This is a genomic window from Photorhabdus sp. RM71S (assembly GCF_042879355.1).
Taxonomy (GTDB): domain Bacteria; phylum Pseudomonadota; class Gammaproteobacteria; order Enterobacterales; family Enterobacteriaceae; genus Photorhabdus; species Photorhabdus kayaii.
In genome coordinates, this window is sequence record NZ_JBHFKV010000038.1 from 36776 (window position 1) to 52043 (window position 15268).

The window sequence follows — 15268 nt, forward strand, 5'->3', positions numbered from 1 at the left end:
GTGCAGTGATAAAATCAGAAACGAAATCTATTCAGGATGAACAAGCTCTGGAGCATGAGCTAGATATCAGAGCCTTGTGCAGGGCGTTATGGCATGGAAAGGTATGGATCGTTGCACTGGCAATAATTTTCGCAACCGCGGCGTTAGGAGCATCTTATCTGATGCAACAAAAATGGAGTGCCACCGCAATCACTGATCTGCCTACGACTAATCAGTTGGGAAGTTATTACTCTCAGCAGCAGTTTTTGCGCAATCTGGATACTCACATTAACATTTCACTGGAAACTCAGTTACCGTCTATTCCAGAAGAAGCCTATAAGGAGTTTATCACTCAGGTTGCTGCATATGATACTCGCCGTGAATTTTGGTTGAAATCTGATTATTACAAACAGCAGCAGGAGGGCGATGCCAGAGCTGATGCGGCCTTATTAGATGAATTAATCAATAATATTCAGTTTATTCCTCATGATGATAAAAAAGTGCTGAATGACAGCATTAAACTGACCGCTGAGTCTTCTAGACAAGCAAATCAACTCCTGCGCCAGTACATTTCTTTTGCCAATAGTCGTGCCAGTACTCATTTAAATGATGAAGTAAAAGGTGCATGGGTTACCCGTGCCCAATCTATGGATGCACTGGTTAAGCGCCAAGAAATGGTCGCTAAAGCGGTTTATAACCGCGAAATGAATGTATTACAGCAGTCCCTGAAAATTGCGGAAAAACAAGGGATTCAGCGCAATCAAACGGATACACCGGTGGATCAGTTGCCCGATTCAAAAATGTTTATGTTAGGGGCTCCGTTGTTACAGGCTCAACTTGAGACTTTGGAAGCAATAGGGCCTAAGTATGATGTGGACTATGACCAAAATATTGCAATGTTAGCAGCATTGAATGTTCACCCGACATTACAGGATCAATTCCAGGCTTACCGCTATTTGAGAACACCAGAGGAGCCTGTTACCAGAGACAGCCCTCGCAGAATGTTTTTGATGATCATGTGGGGTGCAGTTGGCGCTTTAGTGGGAGCCGGCGTGGCATTGGTTAGATGTTCGCGTAAATAATCAGATAATTATTAGGAATAACTGTTTCTGAAGGATATTTTCTGCGACTCCAGCAGGAGTAAATGGCATTCAGAGTATTGTTTGCAGGAAAATCTGCAAGTTACTGACTATAAGAGAGTCACTGTGAAAGTGTTGACTGTGTTTGGTACTCGGCCGGAGGCCATCAAGATGGCTCCGCTAGTACACGCATTGGCAGAGGATGAAGCCTTCGAAGCGAAAGTATGTGTCACCGCCCAACATCGGGAAATGTTGGATCAGGTGTTACACCTTTTCGAGATTACTCCTGATTTTGATCTCAATATTATGAAATCAGGGCAAGATCTAACGGATATTACCTGTCGTATTTTGGAAGGATTGAAGCCTGTTTTAGCAGAATTTAAGCCTGATGTTGTATTGGTTCACGGAGATACGACAACAACGATGGCAACCAGTTTGGCTGCGTTCTACCAACGTATCCCTGTTGGTCACATTGAAGCTGGATTAAGAACGGGTGATCTTTATTCCCCTTGGCCGGAAGAGGCAAACCGTAAGATTGCTGGGCATCTGGCAATGTATCATTTCGCTCCGACAAAAAATTCTCACAATAATTTATTGAAAGAATCAATTGCAGATAATCGGGTTTTTGTTACCGGAAATACAGTAATTGATGCGTTGTTGTGGGTACGCGATCGAATAATGAATGACGAGGCTATGCGGAGTAAGCTGGCGAAGCACTACCCGTTTATTGATACTAATAAGAAAATGATTCTGGTGACAGGGCATCGTCGTGAAAGTTTTGGTGGCGGATTTGAGCGAATTTGTGAAGCTTTGGCACAGATAGCCCGTGTTCATCCAGATGTGCAAGTAGTCTATCCGGTTCATCTAAACCCGAATGTCAGTGAGCCAGTAAAGCGCATTTTGCATGATATTGATAACATTATTCTTATTGAACCTCAGGATTATTTGCCATTTGTTTATCTAATGAACCATGCCTATATGCTCCTGACAGATTCCGGTGGTATTCAGGAAGAAGCCCCTTCTTTAGGAAAGCCGGTATTGGTAATGCGTAATACTACTGAACGGCCAGAGGCGGTTGATGCTGGAACGGTACGTTTGGTAGGGACGGAAACAAGAACTATCGTGGAAGAGGTGACTCGATTGTTGACAGACGATGCTGCCTATCAGCGAATGAGCCGCGCTCATAATCCTTACGGGGATGGCGATGCCTGTCAACGTATTCTCGACGCTTTGAAAAAAATCAGGTGACACTATGAGCTTTGAAACTATTTCTGTTATTGGTCTTGGTTATATTGGTTTGCCAACGGCGGCAGCGTTTGCATCCCGTAATAAGAAAGTCATTGGCGTGGATGTCAATCAGCATGCGGTAGAAACCATCAACCGTGGTGCAATTCATATTGTAGAACCGGATCTAGGCAAAGTGGTGAAAGTTGCCGTAGAAGGCGGTTACCTGAAAGCAGTGATTGCTCCGTTACCCGCAGATGCTTTTCTGATAGCTGTTCCGACGCCTTTTAAAGCCGATCATGAGCCGGATATGACGTATGTCCGTTCCGCAGCCGAATCTGTGGCGCCAGTTCTGAAAAAAGGTGATTTGGTTATTTTAGAATCTACCTCACCAGTAGGCGCGACGGAGCAGATGGCTGAATGGTTGGCAGCAGTGCGCCCTGATTTAACGTTCCCACAACAGATGGGAGAGGAGTCTGATATTGATATCGCTTACTGTCCTGAACGTGTGTTGCCAGGGCAAGTTATGGTTGAATTAATTAAGAATGACCGTGTTGTTGGTGGTATGACGTCAAAATCTTCAACCAGAGCTAGTGAGCTGTATAAAATTTTCCTTGAAGGTGAATGTGTTATCACTAATTCAAGAACGGCAGAAATGTGTAAGCTGACAGAAAACAGTTTCCGAGATGTAAACATTGCATTTGCCAACGAACTTTCCCTGATTTGTGCTGATCAAGGTATCAACGTGTGGGAATTGATCAATTTGGCAAATCGCCATCCGCGTGTAAATATTCTCCAACCAGGTCCTGGCGTGGGTGGTCATTGTATTGCTGTTGATCCGTGGTTCATTGTTTCTCAAAACCCGAAACAATCACGTCTTATTCATACAGCACGTATGATTAATGATGACAAGCCATTGTGGGTTGTGGATCAAGTAAAAGCGGCTGTTGCGGATTGTTTGGCTGAAAGTGGAAAACGTGCAAGCGAAGTGAAAATTGCCTGTTTTGGTTTGGCATTTAAACCAAATATTGACGATTTGCGTGAGAGTCCAGCAGCCCATATCACCGGTATGATTGCGCAATGGCATGCAGGTGAAACGCTGGCTGTAGAACCTCATATTCATGAATTACCCGCTCCCTTGAAGGAAATAACTCTATTAGTTAATCTGGAAAAAGCGCTGGAAGAAGCAGATATTCTGTTGATGCTGGTAGATCATAATCAGTTTAAAGCTGTAAATAGTCATGAAATTAAACAGAAGTGGATTGTGGATACAAAAGGAGTCTGGCGTTGAGACGTATTCTAATCACAGGTGGTGCAGGTTTTATTGGCTCCGCTGTTGTACGGCATGTTATTGATAATACAGAAGACAGTGTGGTTGTAGTTGATAGCCTGACTTATGCCGGTAACCTGGCGTCTCTTGCCCCGATTGCGGATAGCCCTCGTTATGTGTTTGAGCAGGTTGATATCTGTCAACGCGGAGCGCTGGATCGGGTCTTTGAACAATATCAGCCGGATTGTGTGATGCATTTGGCGGCAGAAAGCCATGTGGATCGTTCTATTGATGGCCCTGCGGCATTTATCGAAACCAACATTGTGGGTACTTATACTTTGTTGGAAGCTGCGCGTGCTTTCTGGCAGAAACTCAATGAAGAGAAACAAGCTGCTTTCCGTTTTCACCACATTTCAACAGATGAAGTGTATGGTGATTTACATGGTGAAGAGGGCCTCTTTACTGAAACAACACCTTATGCGCCAAGTAGCCCATATTCGGCGTCCAAAGCATCCAGCGATCATCTGGTAAGAGCATGGCACCGGACTTATGGTTTACCGGTCGTTATCACCAATTGTTCAAATAACTATGGTCCTTACCATTTCCCGGAAAAACTGATCCCACTGGTGATCTTAAATGCATTAGCAGGAAAATCTTTACCGGTATATGGTGAAGGGAAACAAATTCGCGATTGGCTGTATGTGGAAGACCATGCCAGAGCGCTCTATTTGGTTGTGACAGAAGCTGAACCGGGCAAAACCTACAATATTGGAGGTCATAATGAACGCAAAAATATTGATGTGGTTTGTGCGATTTGTGAGCTTCTGGAAGAGTTTTGTCCTGAGAAACCAGCGGGTATTGCTTATTATCGAGATTTGATTACTTATGTTGCAGATCGCCCAGGCCATGATATGCGTTATGCTATTGATGCGGCGAAAGTTGAACGAGATCTAGGCTGGAGACCACAAGAAACATTTGAATCAGGTATTCGCAAAACAGTTCAATGGTATTTAGAAAATGAAAACTGGTGGCGTAAAGTTCAAGACGGCTCTTATGCCGGTGAACGCCTTGGATTAGGTAAAAACTGAATGACGATGGGGGCAGTAAATATGAAAGGGATCATTCTGGCAGGTGGATCAGGAACCCGGTTGCATCCGATAACACAGGGTGTTTCCAAACAATTACTGCCAATTTATGATAAGCCAATGATCTACTATCCTTTGTCAGTACTCATGCTAGCAGGGATACGTGATATTCTGATTATCTCTACACCAGAAGATTTACCTTCTTTCCGCCGGCTGTTAGGTGATGGTGACAGATTTGGTATTCACTTAAGCTATAAAGAACAGCCATCACCGGATGGTTTAGCTCAGGCATTTTTGATTGGTGAGGAGTTCATCAACGGCGGGCTTTGCTGCTTGGTATTGGGAGACAATATCTACTTTGGACAAGGGTTCAGCCCAAAACTGAGGAATGTTGTTTCCCGTGGAACAGGGGCGACTGTTTTTGGTTATCAAGTGATGGATCCTGAGCGGTTTGGGGTGGTGGAATTTGATGACGCATTCCGCGTTCTTTCCATTGAGGAAAAACCAGAAAAGCCAAAATCCAACTGGGCGGTGACGGGTCTCTATTTCTACGATAATCAAGTAGTAGATTTTGCTAAGCAGGTCAAGCCTTCTGCCAGAGGTGAACTGGAAATTACCAGTATTAACCAGATGTATTTGGAACGTGGTGAACTAAACATCGAGTTGTTAGGGCGTGGTTTTGCCTGGCTGGATACTGGCACTCATGACAGCCTGATTGAGGCCAGTACTTTTGTGCAGACCGTAGAGAAGCGTCAAGGTTTTAAGATCGCCTGTCTTGAAGAGATCGCTTGGCGTAATGGTTGGCTGGATGATATACAGTTAAGAGAAACAGTAAAATCTTTGTCAAAAACTGGCTACGGCCAATATCTGCTGGATCTGCTCCATGTTCGTGTGCGCCAATATTGAACCGTTAGAGTGGGATAGTCACTATTTTGGGCTATCCACCGCTCGCCTTGATTTCACACCTGATGCTGGTCTGCTAACCTCATCTCAGTTAGAACAGTATGCTTTAGTGCAAGCTAAAGTACCTGCGCAGCGATTGGATCTTATTGATGGATTATCCGCGTTGGGCTTTTCGTTAGTGGAAGGGGAAGTAGACCTTTCCTTAATGATTGGCATAGAAAATGCTAATAATGACAACTCTGAGAGTAAGTTGCTTTCGGCTGAGCGGCGAGATATCCCGATGTTGAAGGAGGTAGCTTCCAACGTATTTCCTTTGAGTCGTTTCCGAACTCCGTGGTATCAACCGCAGGATAGTGGTCGTTTCTACGCGACTTGGGTGGAAAAAGCGGTATTGGGGACATTTGATCATCAATGTTTGCTGGTAAATGGGGGTAATGGGCAACCCGCAGGGTTTGTTACCTTACGAGATATAGGAGCAGGAGAGGCTCGTGTAGGTTTACTGGCTGTATTCCCAGGAAATATTGGCCGTGGGATTGGCTCAAAATTGATGTTGGCGGCGCAGCAGTGGTGTCAACGCCACCAAATACGGCAGTTAAGGATTGCGACACAAACCAGCAACATTGCTGCTTTGCGCCTTTATACACGCAGTGGTGCGTTTGTTGAAAGCACCGCGTATTGGTTATATAGGGGATGAAATGATTCCATTTAACAGACCACCAGTCGTTGGCACTGAATTAGATTACATGAAGCAAGCAATGGAGAGCGGTAAGCTTTGCGGGGATGGTGGTTTCACCAAGCGTTGTGAAGAGTGGATGGAACAACATTTCAATTGCCCGAAAGTTTTATTGACGCCATCCTGTACAGCTTCACTGGAAATGGCGGCTATTTTGCTGAATGTTCAACCCGGTGATGAAGTTATTATGCCGAGCTTCACTTTCGTTTCTAGTTCTAACGCGTTTGTGCTGCGTGGAGCAACCATTGTATTCGTGGATATTCGTCCGGATACCATGAATATTGATGAAACCAAAATCGAAGCAGCAATTACAGCTAAAACACGCGTGATTGTTCCAGTGCATTACGCCGGCGTAGCCTGTGAAATGGATACCATCATGGCCTTGGCAGAGAAATATAATCTGTTTGTCGTGGAAGATGCTGCACAGGGGGTAATGTCTACTTATAAAGGACGCGCACTGGGAACTATCGGACACATTGGTTGCTACAGTTTTCACGAAACCAAAAACTACTCTTCTGGTGGTGAAGGTGGTGCAGCGCTTATCAATGATCAATCACTGATTTCCCGTGCGGAAATTGTTCGCGAAAAAGGGACTAATCGTAGTCAGTTTTTCCGTGGTCAAGTTGATAAATATACTTGGCGCGATATCGGTTCGAGTTATCTGATGTCGGAGCTTCAGGCTGCTTATTTGTGGGCGCAATTAGCGAAAGCTGAGACAATCAATGAACGTCGCCTTGCCTTGTGGAATACCTATTATCAAACATTAAAACCGCTGGCTGATGATGGTCTCCTGACATTGCCCGTCATACCGGAAGGGTTGGAGCATAATGCTCATATGTTCTATATCAAGCTGAAAGATGTTGAAGAACGCTCGGCATTCAATAGCTATATGAAGGACGCGGGTGTATTAACGGTATTCCATTATGTTTCTCTGCACACTAGCCCCGGCGGTGAAAAATTTGGCCGTTTTCACGGAGAAGACTGTTTTACTACCTGTGAAAGTGATCGTCTGGTGCGCTTGCCGATGTTTTACAACATAACAGACGCTGAACAGCAGATCGTCATTAAACATATTCGAGAATACTTCGCCTGATATGTCGTTGGCTAAAGCATCAATATGGACTGCGGGCTCCACACTGATAAAAATCGGTGTGGGGCTTTTAATCGTTAAATTACTGGCAGTTGCTTTTGGCCCCAGCGGGGTTGGGCAGGCGGGTAATTTTCGTCAGCTTATCACTGTGCTTGGGGTGTTGGCTGGTGCCGGTATTTTTAATGGTGTGACTAAATATGTTGCTGAATATCAGCAACAGCCGGAAAGGTTGCGGGCGGTACTGGGAACATCTTCTACCATTATTCTTGGGTTTTCCACGCTGTTGGCAGTGATTTTTTTGCTGTTTAGCGGGTCTATCAGTATAGGGTTATTTGGTCATCAAAATTATAAGCCAGTTGTGCAGGCTCTCGCTTTTATTCAAATGGGGATTGCTTTTGCCAACTATTTTTTGGCTATTTTGAAGGGATACCGAGATGCACAGAGGAATGCGCTGGCGATTATTTTTGGTAGCGTGATAGGTGTGATTGCCTATTATCTCTGTTTTATCCTTGGTGGGTATGGAGGTGCTTTGGCGGGTTTGGCTTTAGTGCCAGCATTAATCATATTTCCCGCGGGATTGATGGTTTGGCGTCTCAAAGCGGTATCGATTTCAAGTTTTAAACCCATGTGGGATAAGGTATTGGTTGGTCAGCTTGGCAAGTTTACCCTTATGGCCCTGTTGACTTCCATTACTTTACCAGTTGCCTACATTTTGATGCGAAATTTGCTGGCAGCGCATTATAGTTGGTACGAAGTGGGTATCTGGCAAGGTGTAAGCAGTATTTCCGATGCTTACCTGCAATTTATCACAGCATCTTTTAGTGTTTATCTGTTGCCAACACTTTCACGATTGCAGGGTAAGAGCGAAATATCAAATGAGATAATTAAGGCGCTGAAATTTGTTTTGCCTGCTGTGGCCGTTGCAAGTTTTACTGTATGGCTGCTGCGTGATTTTGCCATTTGGTTACTATTTTCTGACAAATTTACTGCTATGCGTGATCTATTTGCCTGGCAGTTGGTGGGTGATGTTTTGAAAGTGGGTGCTTATGTTTTTGGCTATCTGGTGATTGCTAAGGCTGCGTTGCGTTTTTATGTGTTGACAGAAGTTAGTCAGTTTTTACTGCTTATTGGTTTTGCGCACTGGCTTATTCCTGTAAACGGAGCGTTAGGTGCGGCACAAGCCTATATGGCAACTTACATTATTTATTTCACCCTTTGTTGTGGTGCATTTCTTATTTATCGTAGGCGAGCATGACAACCCTCATTCACGTTTTGGGATCTGATATCCCACATCACAATCGAATAGTATTGCGCTTTTTTAATGACGTCTTAGTACAAGAAATTGGTTTTTTAGCCAAACCGAAGTTTATGGTGGTGACCAAAAATCGCGCTTTACTGGATGATTGCCCGGCATTGGATATGGCATTCTTTGATAGTAAAAAATCTCTGGCACAGGCTGTTATTGCTCAAGCACGTTCAGATAGAGATTGTCGGTTTTTTTTTCACGGCCAATTTAATGTGAGTTTGTGGTTGGCGCTGTTGTCAGGAAAAATCAAACGTAATCAGTTTTGGTGGCATGTTTGGGGAGCGGATCTGTATGAAGACTCCTGTCAGTTAAAATTTCGTCTATTCTATTTCTTGCGTCGTCTGGCACAGCGCCGGGTAGGGCATGTGTTTGCGGTTCGTGGAGATCTCTATTTTTATTCTCAACATCATCCGGACGTACCAACATCATTGCTCTATTTTCCAACCAGAATGGAACCTGCTTTGACAATTGCGGAAAGAATACCTGTTGAAGATGGTAAAATGACAATTTTGTTGGGGAATTCCGGTGATCGATCGAACCGCCATATTACGGCATTGAAAGCAATTCATAAGCAGTTTGGCGATAAGGTGCGAATCATTATCCCAATGGGTTATCCTGAAAACAATCAGGTTTATATTAATCAGGTTGAACAGGCTGCTTTATCATTGTTCCGGCCAGAAAATTTGAACATTATTAAGCAGAATATGGTGTTTGGTGATTATCTGGCATTGTTGCGCCGTTGTAATTTAGGGTATTTCATGTTTAATCGCCAGCAGGGGATTGGAACAATTTGTTTGTTGATACAATTTGGTGTGCCATTTGTACTCAGTCGTCAGAATCTTTTTTGGCGAGATTTAATAGAACAACAGGTGCCGGTATTTTTCTCCGGTGATCCTTTAGATAATCAACTGATTGCAGAAGCGCAACGTCAGATGCTTTCCCTGGACAGAAATGCGATAGCTTTCTTTAGTCCGAACTTTATTGATGGCTGGCGACAGGCGCTGGCGAAAGCGGCGGGAGAGCAGCAATAATGAATTTAACGCAGTTTGGCGGATTATTTGCTGTTTATTTAATATCGCTGGTTTTCATCCTGACGTTGACTTATCAGGAATTCCGGCGTGTACGTTTTAATTTTAATATATTCTTCTCATTGCTTTATTTGCTGACATTCTATTTTGGCTTTCCACTGACGTGTTTGTTGGTTTTCCAATTTGATGTTGAAGTGGTGCCTGTAGACGCCTTACTACACGCTCTACTGGCTTCGACCTGTTTTTATGGTATTTATTACGTCAGTTATAAAACACGGCTAAGAAAGCCGTCTATACAGCCTAAAGCACCTGTATTCACCATGAACCGGGTAGAAACTAACTTTACATGGTTACTACTGGCATTGGTTGCGGTGGTGACAGTAGGGCTGTTCTTTATGCAAAACGGTTTTCTACTGTTTAAGTTACAGTCGTACAGTCAAATTTTTTCCAGTCAGGTTTCTGGTGTTGCTCTAAAGCGATTCTTTTACTTCTTTATTCCTGCCATGTTGGTGGTTTATTTCTTGAAGCCGACACAGTTACGCTGGTTGTTTTTTCTGATGAGCACAGTTGCTTTTGGGATACTGACTTATGTTATTGTTGGCGGAACACGCGCTAATATTATCATTGCGTTCGCGTTGTTTCTGTTTATTGGCATTGTGCGTGGCTGGATAACCTTGTGGATGTTGGTAACGGCGGGCGCAATAGGGATTGTTGGCATGTTTTGGTTGGCACTCAAACGTTATAGTTTGGATGTCAGTGGTGCGGAAGCGTTTTATACTTTTCTCTATCTTACAAGGGACACTTTTTCTCCGTGGGAAAATCTTGCGTTACTGCTGAATAATTACGACAAAATTGATTTTCAGGGATTAGCGCCTATTGTCCGTGATTTCTATGTCTTTATTCCAAGCTGGCTTTGGCCAGGACGCCCTGATGCTGTGTTGAATTCTGCGAATTATTTTACCTGGGAAGTACTGGATAATCACTCTGGTCTGGCAATTTCTCCAACTCTGATAGGTTCTCTGGTTGTGATGGGGGGAGTGTTGTTTATTCCGGTTGGTGCGATTGTTGTTGGATTGATAATTAAGTGGTTTGACTGGATTTATGAATTAGGAAAACAGGAGATTAATCGTTATAAGGCCGCTATCTTGCAGGCATTTTGCTTTGGCGCGATCTTCAACATGATAGTATTGGCCCGTGAAGGTGTGGATTCATTTGTTTCCCGTGTGGTATTTTTCTGTATTATTTTTGGCTTATGTCTGGTAATTGCTAAGTTGTTGTATTGGCTATTTGAGAGTGCAGGGCTTATTAGAAAGCAACCTGGTTGTATCACAAAAACGTCTGTTGCAATGTAAGGGAAGAAAATGGAGCTAAGCAATATTCCTAAATACAGTATTCGTGGCCTGAATATTTGGGGCTTCCGCGATATGGCGCACTTTCTTGACCATATTTTTCAACGCGGACAGGTAAAGACGGGTACTATGGTAGCGATTAATGCGGAAAAAGTTCTGACGGCAGAAGAAGATACAGCTTTAAGCACACTGCTGAGTGACGCAGAATATCTGTATGCTGATGGTATCAGTATTGTACGTGCTATTCGCCGTAAATACCCTGATGCTGAAGTTTCTCGTGTAGCGGGTGCTGATTTATGGGAAGCCATCATGGAACGTGCCGGCAAAGAAGGTACACCTATTTTTCTGGTTGGAGGTAAACCAGAGATATTGAAACAGACTGAAAGCAAGCTACGGGCTCAGTGGAACGTCAATATTGTTGGCAGCCAGAACGGTTATTTCACGCCAGAAGAACGTAATGCTGTTTTTGAACGGATTCATGCCAGCGGTGCGGTGATTGTGACAGTTGCAATGGGATCGCCTAAACAGGAGGTCTTTATGCGTGACTGTCGAAAAATTCATTCGGATGCGTTGTATATGGGCGTTGGCGGTACTTATGACGTATTTACCGGCCATGTGAAACGTGCGCCAAAAGCATGGCAGAATTTGGGGCTTGAATGGCTTTATCGCTTGTTATCACAACCAAGCCGTATTCGTCGCCAGTTTAACTTACTGAAATTTCTTGGATATTATTATAGTGGTCGTCTGTAAACCCGCTTCTTGCCTGTCGTGTAAATTTTCGTCAGGTGATGCTTTCGTCAGGCGATACAATGAATTTATTCCACAATATTTATCTAACAGTTTTATCCTGCCAGATTTTCACTATTTATAGTTAATTATTAGATAATTTTTTATTCCACTCAGTGGAAAAACATGTTTTGATCCCTGACCTTTTTATGGCTGATCAACATCAGTCTTGTATGTTTTTATTATTGCATATTACAACATATAACAATGGACAGGGAATTTATGGCAGATCAACAACATAGCTTGCAACGGGGTTTAGAAGCCCGTCATATAGAGCTGATCGCACTAGGCGGCACAATTGGTGTCGGTCTGTTTATGGGCTCGGCCAGCACACTGAAATGGGCTGGTCCTTCCGTTTTGCTGGCTTATATTATTGCCGGAATTTTTGTTTTTTTCATTATGCGATCGATGGGAGAAATGCTGTTTCTTGAACCTGTCACGGGTTCTTTCGCCTCTTTTGGACATAAATATCTCAGCCCATACTGGGGATGCCTCACCGCTTGGGGCTATTGGTTTATGTGGGTGGCGGTAGGAATATCAGAAATAACGGCTATCGGGGTTTATGCCGAGTTTTGGTTCCCTGAACTTCCTCAGTGGGTATCGGCATTGATTGCGGTGGCATTGGTCGCTTTGGCTAACCTTGCGGCGGTACGTCTTTATGGTGAGCTGGAATTTTGGTTTGCCATGATTAAGGTGACCACAATTATTGTCATGATCCTGATTGGCTTGGGATTGATATTTTTCGGTATTGGTAATCAATGGCAGCCTATTGGATTGGGTAATCTGACTGCGCATGGTGGTTTCTTTGCGGGTAATTGGCAAGGGTTTCTGTTTGCGCTCTGTATTGTGGTTGCATCTTATCAGGGTGTGGAGTTGGTTGGTATCACTGCGGGGGAAGCGAAGAACCCTCAGGTGACATTGAAAAAAGCGATTAACAATATTCTCTGGCGTATCCTGATTTTCTACGTGGGTGCGATTTTCATTGTAGTTACATTATTTCCATGGACAGAAGTGGGTTCACAGGGTAGCCCGTTTGTAATGACATTTACCAAAGTGGGGATCACCTCTGCGGCAGCCGTGATTAACTTTGTTGTATTGACGGCTGCGCTTTCCGGCTGTAACAGCGGCATGTACAGTGGTGGGCGGATGCTTTATGCGTTGGCGCAAAACCATCAGCTACCTTCATCACTGACTAAATTGTCAAAGAATGGGGTGCCGGTAATCTGTATTGCCATCACTATCCTGTGTTTGATTGTGGGCTCTAGTTTGAATTATTTGATCCCAAATCCGCAGGCGGTTTTTGTTTATGTTTATAGCGCCAGTGTGTTACCAGGAATGGTACCGTGGTTTGTTATTCTGATAAGCCAATTGCGTTTTCGTCAGTATCATCAGCAGGCAATGAAACAACATGGTTTTAAATCCATTTTGTTCCCTTATGTAAATTACCTGACATTAGCATTTTTATGTTGTGTGTTGATAGGGATGGCAATTAACCCGGATACTCGTTTCTCATTGCTGGTCGGTGGGGGATTTTTGTTAATGGTGTCGCTGATTTATTGGTTGGTGAAGCTTTTTAACGGTAAAAAACCAAAAGCCTGATAGATTGATTTACTGTCACGGTGGTAGTGAATAGGGAAGTTAAGAGCTGGCTTTATCTACGAAATGAGTAAGGTGTAATCAAACGCATCATTTCTTTAAAAAAGCACTGGACAGTATATCATTAAATCCGTACTATCCCCACCCGAAACGGCGTTAAGCGCCCGTAGCTCAGCTGGATAGAGCGCTGCCCTCCGGAGGCAGAGGTCTCAGGTTCGAATCCTGTCGGGCGCGCCATTATTTGCGTGCAAGAGCTGCGGTGATGTATTGCGCCGTTGGTAATAAGTATTTAGCAGTAAATAGCTGTTATGGTGGCTATAGCTCAGTTGGTAGAGCCCTGGATTGTGATTCCAGTTGTCGTGGGTTCGAGTCCCATTAGCCACCCCATCTTTTTTGTGACATGCGAGGGTGGCGGAATTGGTAGACGCGCTAGCTTCAGGTGTTAGTGTCCTTATGGACGTGGGGGTTCAAGTCCCCCCTTTCGCACCATAAAAAAGAGAAAAGAAAGAGTAGAAAATTTCGGCGAGTAGCGCAGCTTGGTAGCGCAACTGGTTTGGGACCAGTGGGTCGGAGGTTCGAATCCTCTCTCGCCGACCAAATTCCAAAAGAACCCTGCATTGCAGGGTTTTTTGCGTTTTATCCCTTTTTGTCCCCCTGATTTTTTGTTCCCTTTCCTGATCCATATACCTTTAAGTTGTGCTCTGTTGATTCAAATTTAGTGGATTATTTTTTTAAAATAACTATTTGTTTTATATGGTAATTTTTTATTTTTTGTATTTTGAAGACAATCGATATACTAGCTGTCTCAAATAAGAGACTTATAACAAATTGAATTATAATGAAAATAATAAATACCTTATGTTTTGTCTCAAATAAGAGACAGTGCATGAGATGGATTTTGTGATGATTCGATTTCTTGTTGTAATAAATAGAGAAATAGCTGATGAAGCGAGGCAGTTTTCATTTAAATAAAAGCTGGCACATTAAATGCATTGTTACAAACGTAGATGCTCATCCTATTTCTTATGATTGCATATGCTTCATAAACCCAGGGATGATGCAGAGCCGATTATCGGTGCCTATTGTCCATGTCACAGATGAGTAATTTTCATCGCCGACCGGACTCAACGTTGAGTGAGGCACTATCCGTCTGTAGACCTGATTGTATTTGTACACCTATCTTTTGTTTTTAAGGTAGGTGTTTTTTTTATTTTTAAAAGACATATCTGGTAGGTTTATATACTGTTTAGATATTACTATCTAATATAAACAGAACTGAAAATATGATGGTTAGTTTTTTTAATATAAAATTAATCTAGCTACTTCATTCCTAAACTTATCTTAAGGGGAATATTGATGTCAAAAATGATTGGATGCTTTGGTTGTGGTCGAATGTTGCATGAGTCTGCACAATCGTGCCCACATTGTGGCGCGATGATAAGGGCCTATTCTTCTGGTAGTCAAAGCCGCATTGTTGCTGCACTGTTGGCGTTTTTTCTTGGTTCCTTTGGCGCTCATAAATTTTATCTGGGCAAAATCGGTATGGGGATTTTATATCTGTTATTTTGCTGGACATTTATCCCTGCACTTATCTCATTTATTGAATTTATTATTTATCTTTGCACTTCCGATGAAGATTTTGCTAAGAAATATGGTTAGAAAAATGCCCCGTGTGGGGCATTCAGATTATTGACAAAGTGCTGGTTTTTTATCCGGCACTTTGTTTTAATTATGGCTTTAGCCAGTTTAAGTAGCGTAAGCTTCTTAAACATAAAACCCCCCGCTATGCGGGTGGAGGCCAAGGGTTATACCAAGAAAAACACCTTTCCGTTACGATATA

Annotated in this window: 13 protein-coding genes and 4 tRNA genes; all 17 read left to right on the top strand. The window is 43.3% G+C overall.

Annotated features, from left to right (window positions below):
• Window positions 1–5: 5 nt before the first annotated feature.
• The 17 genes from wzzE (at window position 6) to ACGF5R_RS17750 (ending at window position 15087) form a co-directional block, all read left to right on the top strand.
• Window positions 6–1061: an ECA polysaccharide chain length modulation protein gene (wzzE, locus tag ACGF5R_RS17670; RefSeq protein WP_112877307.1), complete on the top strand. Its 1056-nt coding sequence runs from the start codon at window positions 6–8 to the stop codon at window positions 1059–1061.
• A 123-nt stretch (window positions 1062–1184) separates the two neighbouring features.
• Window positions 1185–2306, top strand: a complete 1122-nt coding sequence (gene wecB, locus ACGF5R_RS17675) for a non-hydrolyzing UDP-N-acetylglucosamine 2-epimerase (protein WP_112877342.1) — start codon at window positions 1185–1187, stop codon at window positions 2304–2306.
• Between the two features lie 4 nt (window positions 2307–2310).
• On the top strand, window positions 2311–3573 hold the full coding sequence (gene wecC, locus ACGF5R_RS17680; RefSeq protein WP_387692011.1) for a UDP-N-acetyl-D-mannosamine dehydrogenase: 1263 nt from the start codon (window positions 2311–2313) through the stop codon (window positions 3571–3573).
• Complete coding sequence (gene rffG, locus ACGF5R_RS17685) at window positions 3570–4640, top strand: dTDP-glucose 4,6-dehydratase (protein WP_112877305.1); 1071 nt, start codon at window positions 3570–3572, stop codon at window positions 4638–4640. Before wecC ends, rffG begins: the two co-directional genes overlap by 4 nt.
• A gap of 21 nt (window positions 4641–4661) precedes the next feature.
• Window positions 4662–5543 carry a glucose-1-phosphate thymidylyltransferase RfbA gene (rfbA, locus tag ACGF5R_RS17690; protein WP_387692021.1) on the top strand — a complete coding sequence of 294 codons (882 nt, stop codon included), beginning with the start codon at window positions 4662–4664 and terminating at the stop codon, window positions 5541–5543.
• A complete protein-coding gene (gene rffC / locus ACGF5R_RS17695; protein ID WP_387692013.1) occupies window positions 5521–6234 on the top strand; it encodes a dTDP-4-amino-4,6-dideoxy-D-galactose acyltransferase in 714 nt (237 codons plus the stop codon). Before rfbA ends, rffC begins: the two co-directional genes overlap by 23 nt.
• Before the next feature lies 1 nt (window position 6235).
• Complete coding sequence (gene rffA, locus ACGF5R_RS17700; RefSeq protein WP_112877303.1) at window positions 6236–7366, top strand: dTDP-4-amino-4,6-dideoxygalactose transaminase; 1131 nt, start codon at window positions 6236–6238, stop codon at window positions 7364–7366.
• 1 nt (window position 7367) lies between these two features.
• A complete protein-coding gene (gene wzxE / locus ACGF5R_RS17705; protein WP_387692015.1) occupies window positions 7368–8618 on the top strand; it encodes a lipid III flippase WzxE in 1251 nt (416 codons plus the stop codon).
• Entirely contained in the window at window positions 8615–9700 is a 1086-nt protein-coding gene (locus tag ACGF5R_RS17710) for a TDP-N-acetylfucosamine:lipid II N-acetylfucosaminyltransferase (protein ID WP_262980489.1), read from the top strand. The genes wzxE and ACGF5R_RS17710 overlap by 4 nt, the downstream gene beginning before the upstream one ends.
• The gene (wzyE, locus tag ACGF5R_RS17715; RefSeq protein ID WP_387692017.1) at window positions 9700–11049 is read left to right on the top strand and encodes an ECA oligosaccharide polymerase; all 1350 of its coding nucleotides are present in this window, start codon (window positions 9700–9702) and stop codon (window positions 11047–11049) included. Before ACGF5R_RS17710 ends, wzyE begins: the two co-directional genes overlap by 1 nt.
• Before the next feature lie 9 nt (window positions 11050–11058).
• Complete coding sequence (gene wecG, locus ACGF5R_RS17720) at window positions 11059–11796, top strand: lipopolysaccharide N-acetylmannosaminouronosyltransferase (protein WP_112877299.1); 738 nt, start codon at window positions 11059–11061, stop codon at window positions 11794–11796.
• 258 nt (window positions 11797–12054) lie between these two features.
• Window positions 12055–13431: an amino acid permease gene (locus ACGF5R_RS17725; protein WP_112877298.1), complete on the top strand. Its 1377-nt coding sequence runs from the start codon at window positions 12055–12057 to the stop codon at window positions 13429–13431.
• A 157-nt stretch (window positions 13432–13588) separates the two neighbouring features.
• Window positions 13589–13665, top strand: a tRNA-Arg gene (locus tag ACGF5R_RS17730).
• 74 nt (window positions 13666–13739) lie between these two features.
• Window positions 13740–13815: transfer RNA gene (locus ACGF5R_RS17735), tRNA-His, on the top strand.
• A 15-nt stretch (window positions 13816–13830) separates the two neighbouring features.
• Window positions 13831–13917: transfer RNA gene (locus ACGF5R_RS17740), tRNA-Leu, on the top strand.
• Between the two features lie 31 nt (window positions 13918–13948).
• A tRNA-Pro gene (locus ACGF5R_RS17745) sits at window positions 13949–14025 on the top strand.
• Between the two features lie 759 nt (window positions 14026–14784).
• The gene (locus tag ACGF5R_RS17750) at window positions 14785–15087 is read left to right on the top strand and encodes an NINE protein (protein ID WP_112877297.1); all 303 of its coding nucleotides are present in this window, start codon (window positions 14785–14787) and stop codon (window positions 15085–15087) included.
• Window positions 15088–15268 lie beyond the last annotated feature (181 nt).

Excerpts from the sequence above, each read along its gene's own strand:
- rffA (WP_112877303.1), top strand. The coding sequence starts at position 6,236 with ATGATTCCATTTAACAGACCACCAGTCGTTGGCACTGAATTAGATTAC.
- rfbA (WP_387692021.1), top strand. The coding sequence starts at position 4,662 with ATGAAAGGGATCATTCTGGCAGGTGGATCAGGAACCCGGTTGCATCCG.
- ACGF5R_RS17750 (WP_112877297.1), top strand. The coding sequence starts at position 14,785 with ATGTCAAAAATGATTGGATGCTTTGGTTGTGGTCGAATGTTGCATGAG.
- wzyE (WP_387692017.1), top strand. The coding sequence starts at position 9,700 with ATGAATTTAACGCAGTTTGGCGGATTATTTGCTGTTTATTTAATATCG.
- wecC (WP_387692011.1), top strand. The coding sequence starts at position 2,311 with ATGAGCTTTGAAACTATTTCTGTTATTGGTCTTGGTTATATTGGTTTG.
- ACGF5R_RS17725 (WP_112877298.1), top strand. The coding sequence starts at position 12,055 with ATGGCAGATCAACAACATAGCTTGCAACGGGGTTTAGAAGCCCGTCAT.
- wzxE (WP_387692015.1), top strand. The coding sequence starts at position 7,368 with ATGTCGTTGGCTAAAGCATCAATATGGACTGCGGGCTCCACACTGATA.
- ACGF5R_RS17710 (WP_262980489.1), top strand. The coding sequence starts at position 8,615 with ATGACAACCCTCATTCACGTTTTGGGATCTGATATCCCACATCACAAT.
- wecG (WP_112877299.1), top strand. The coding sequence starts at position 11,059 with ATGGAGCTAAGCAATATTCCTAAATACAGTATTCGTGGCCTGAATATT.
- rffC (WP_387692013.1), top strand. The coding sequence starts at position 5,521 with ATGTTCGTGTGCGCCAATATTGAACCGTTAGAGTGGGATAGTCACTAT.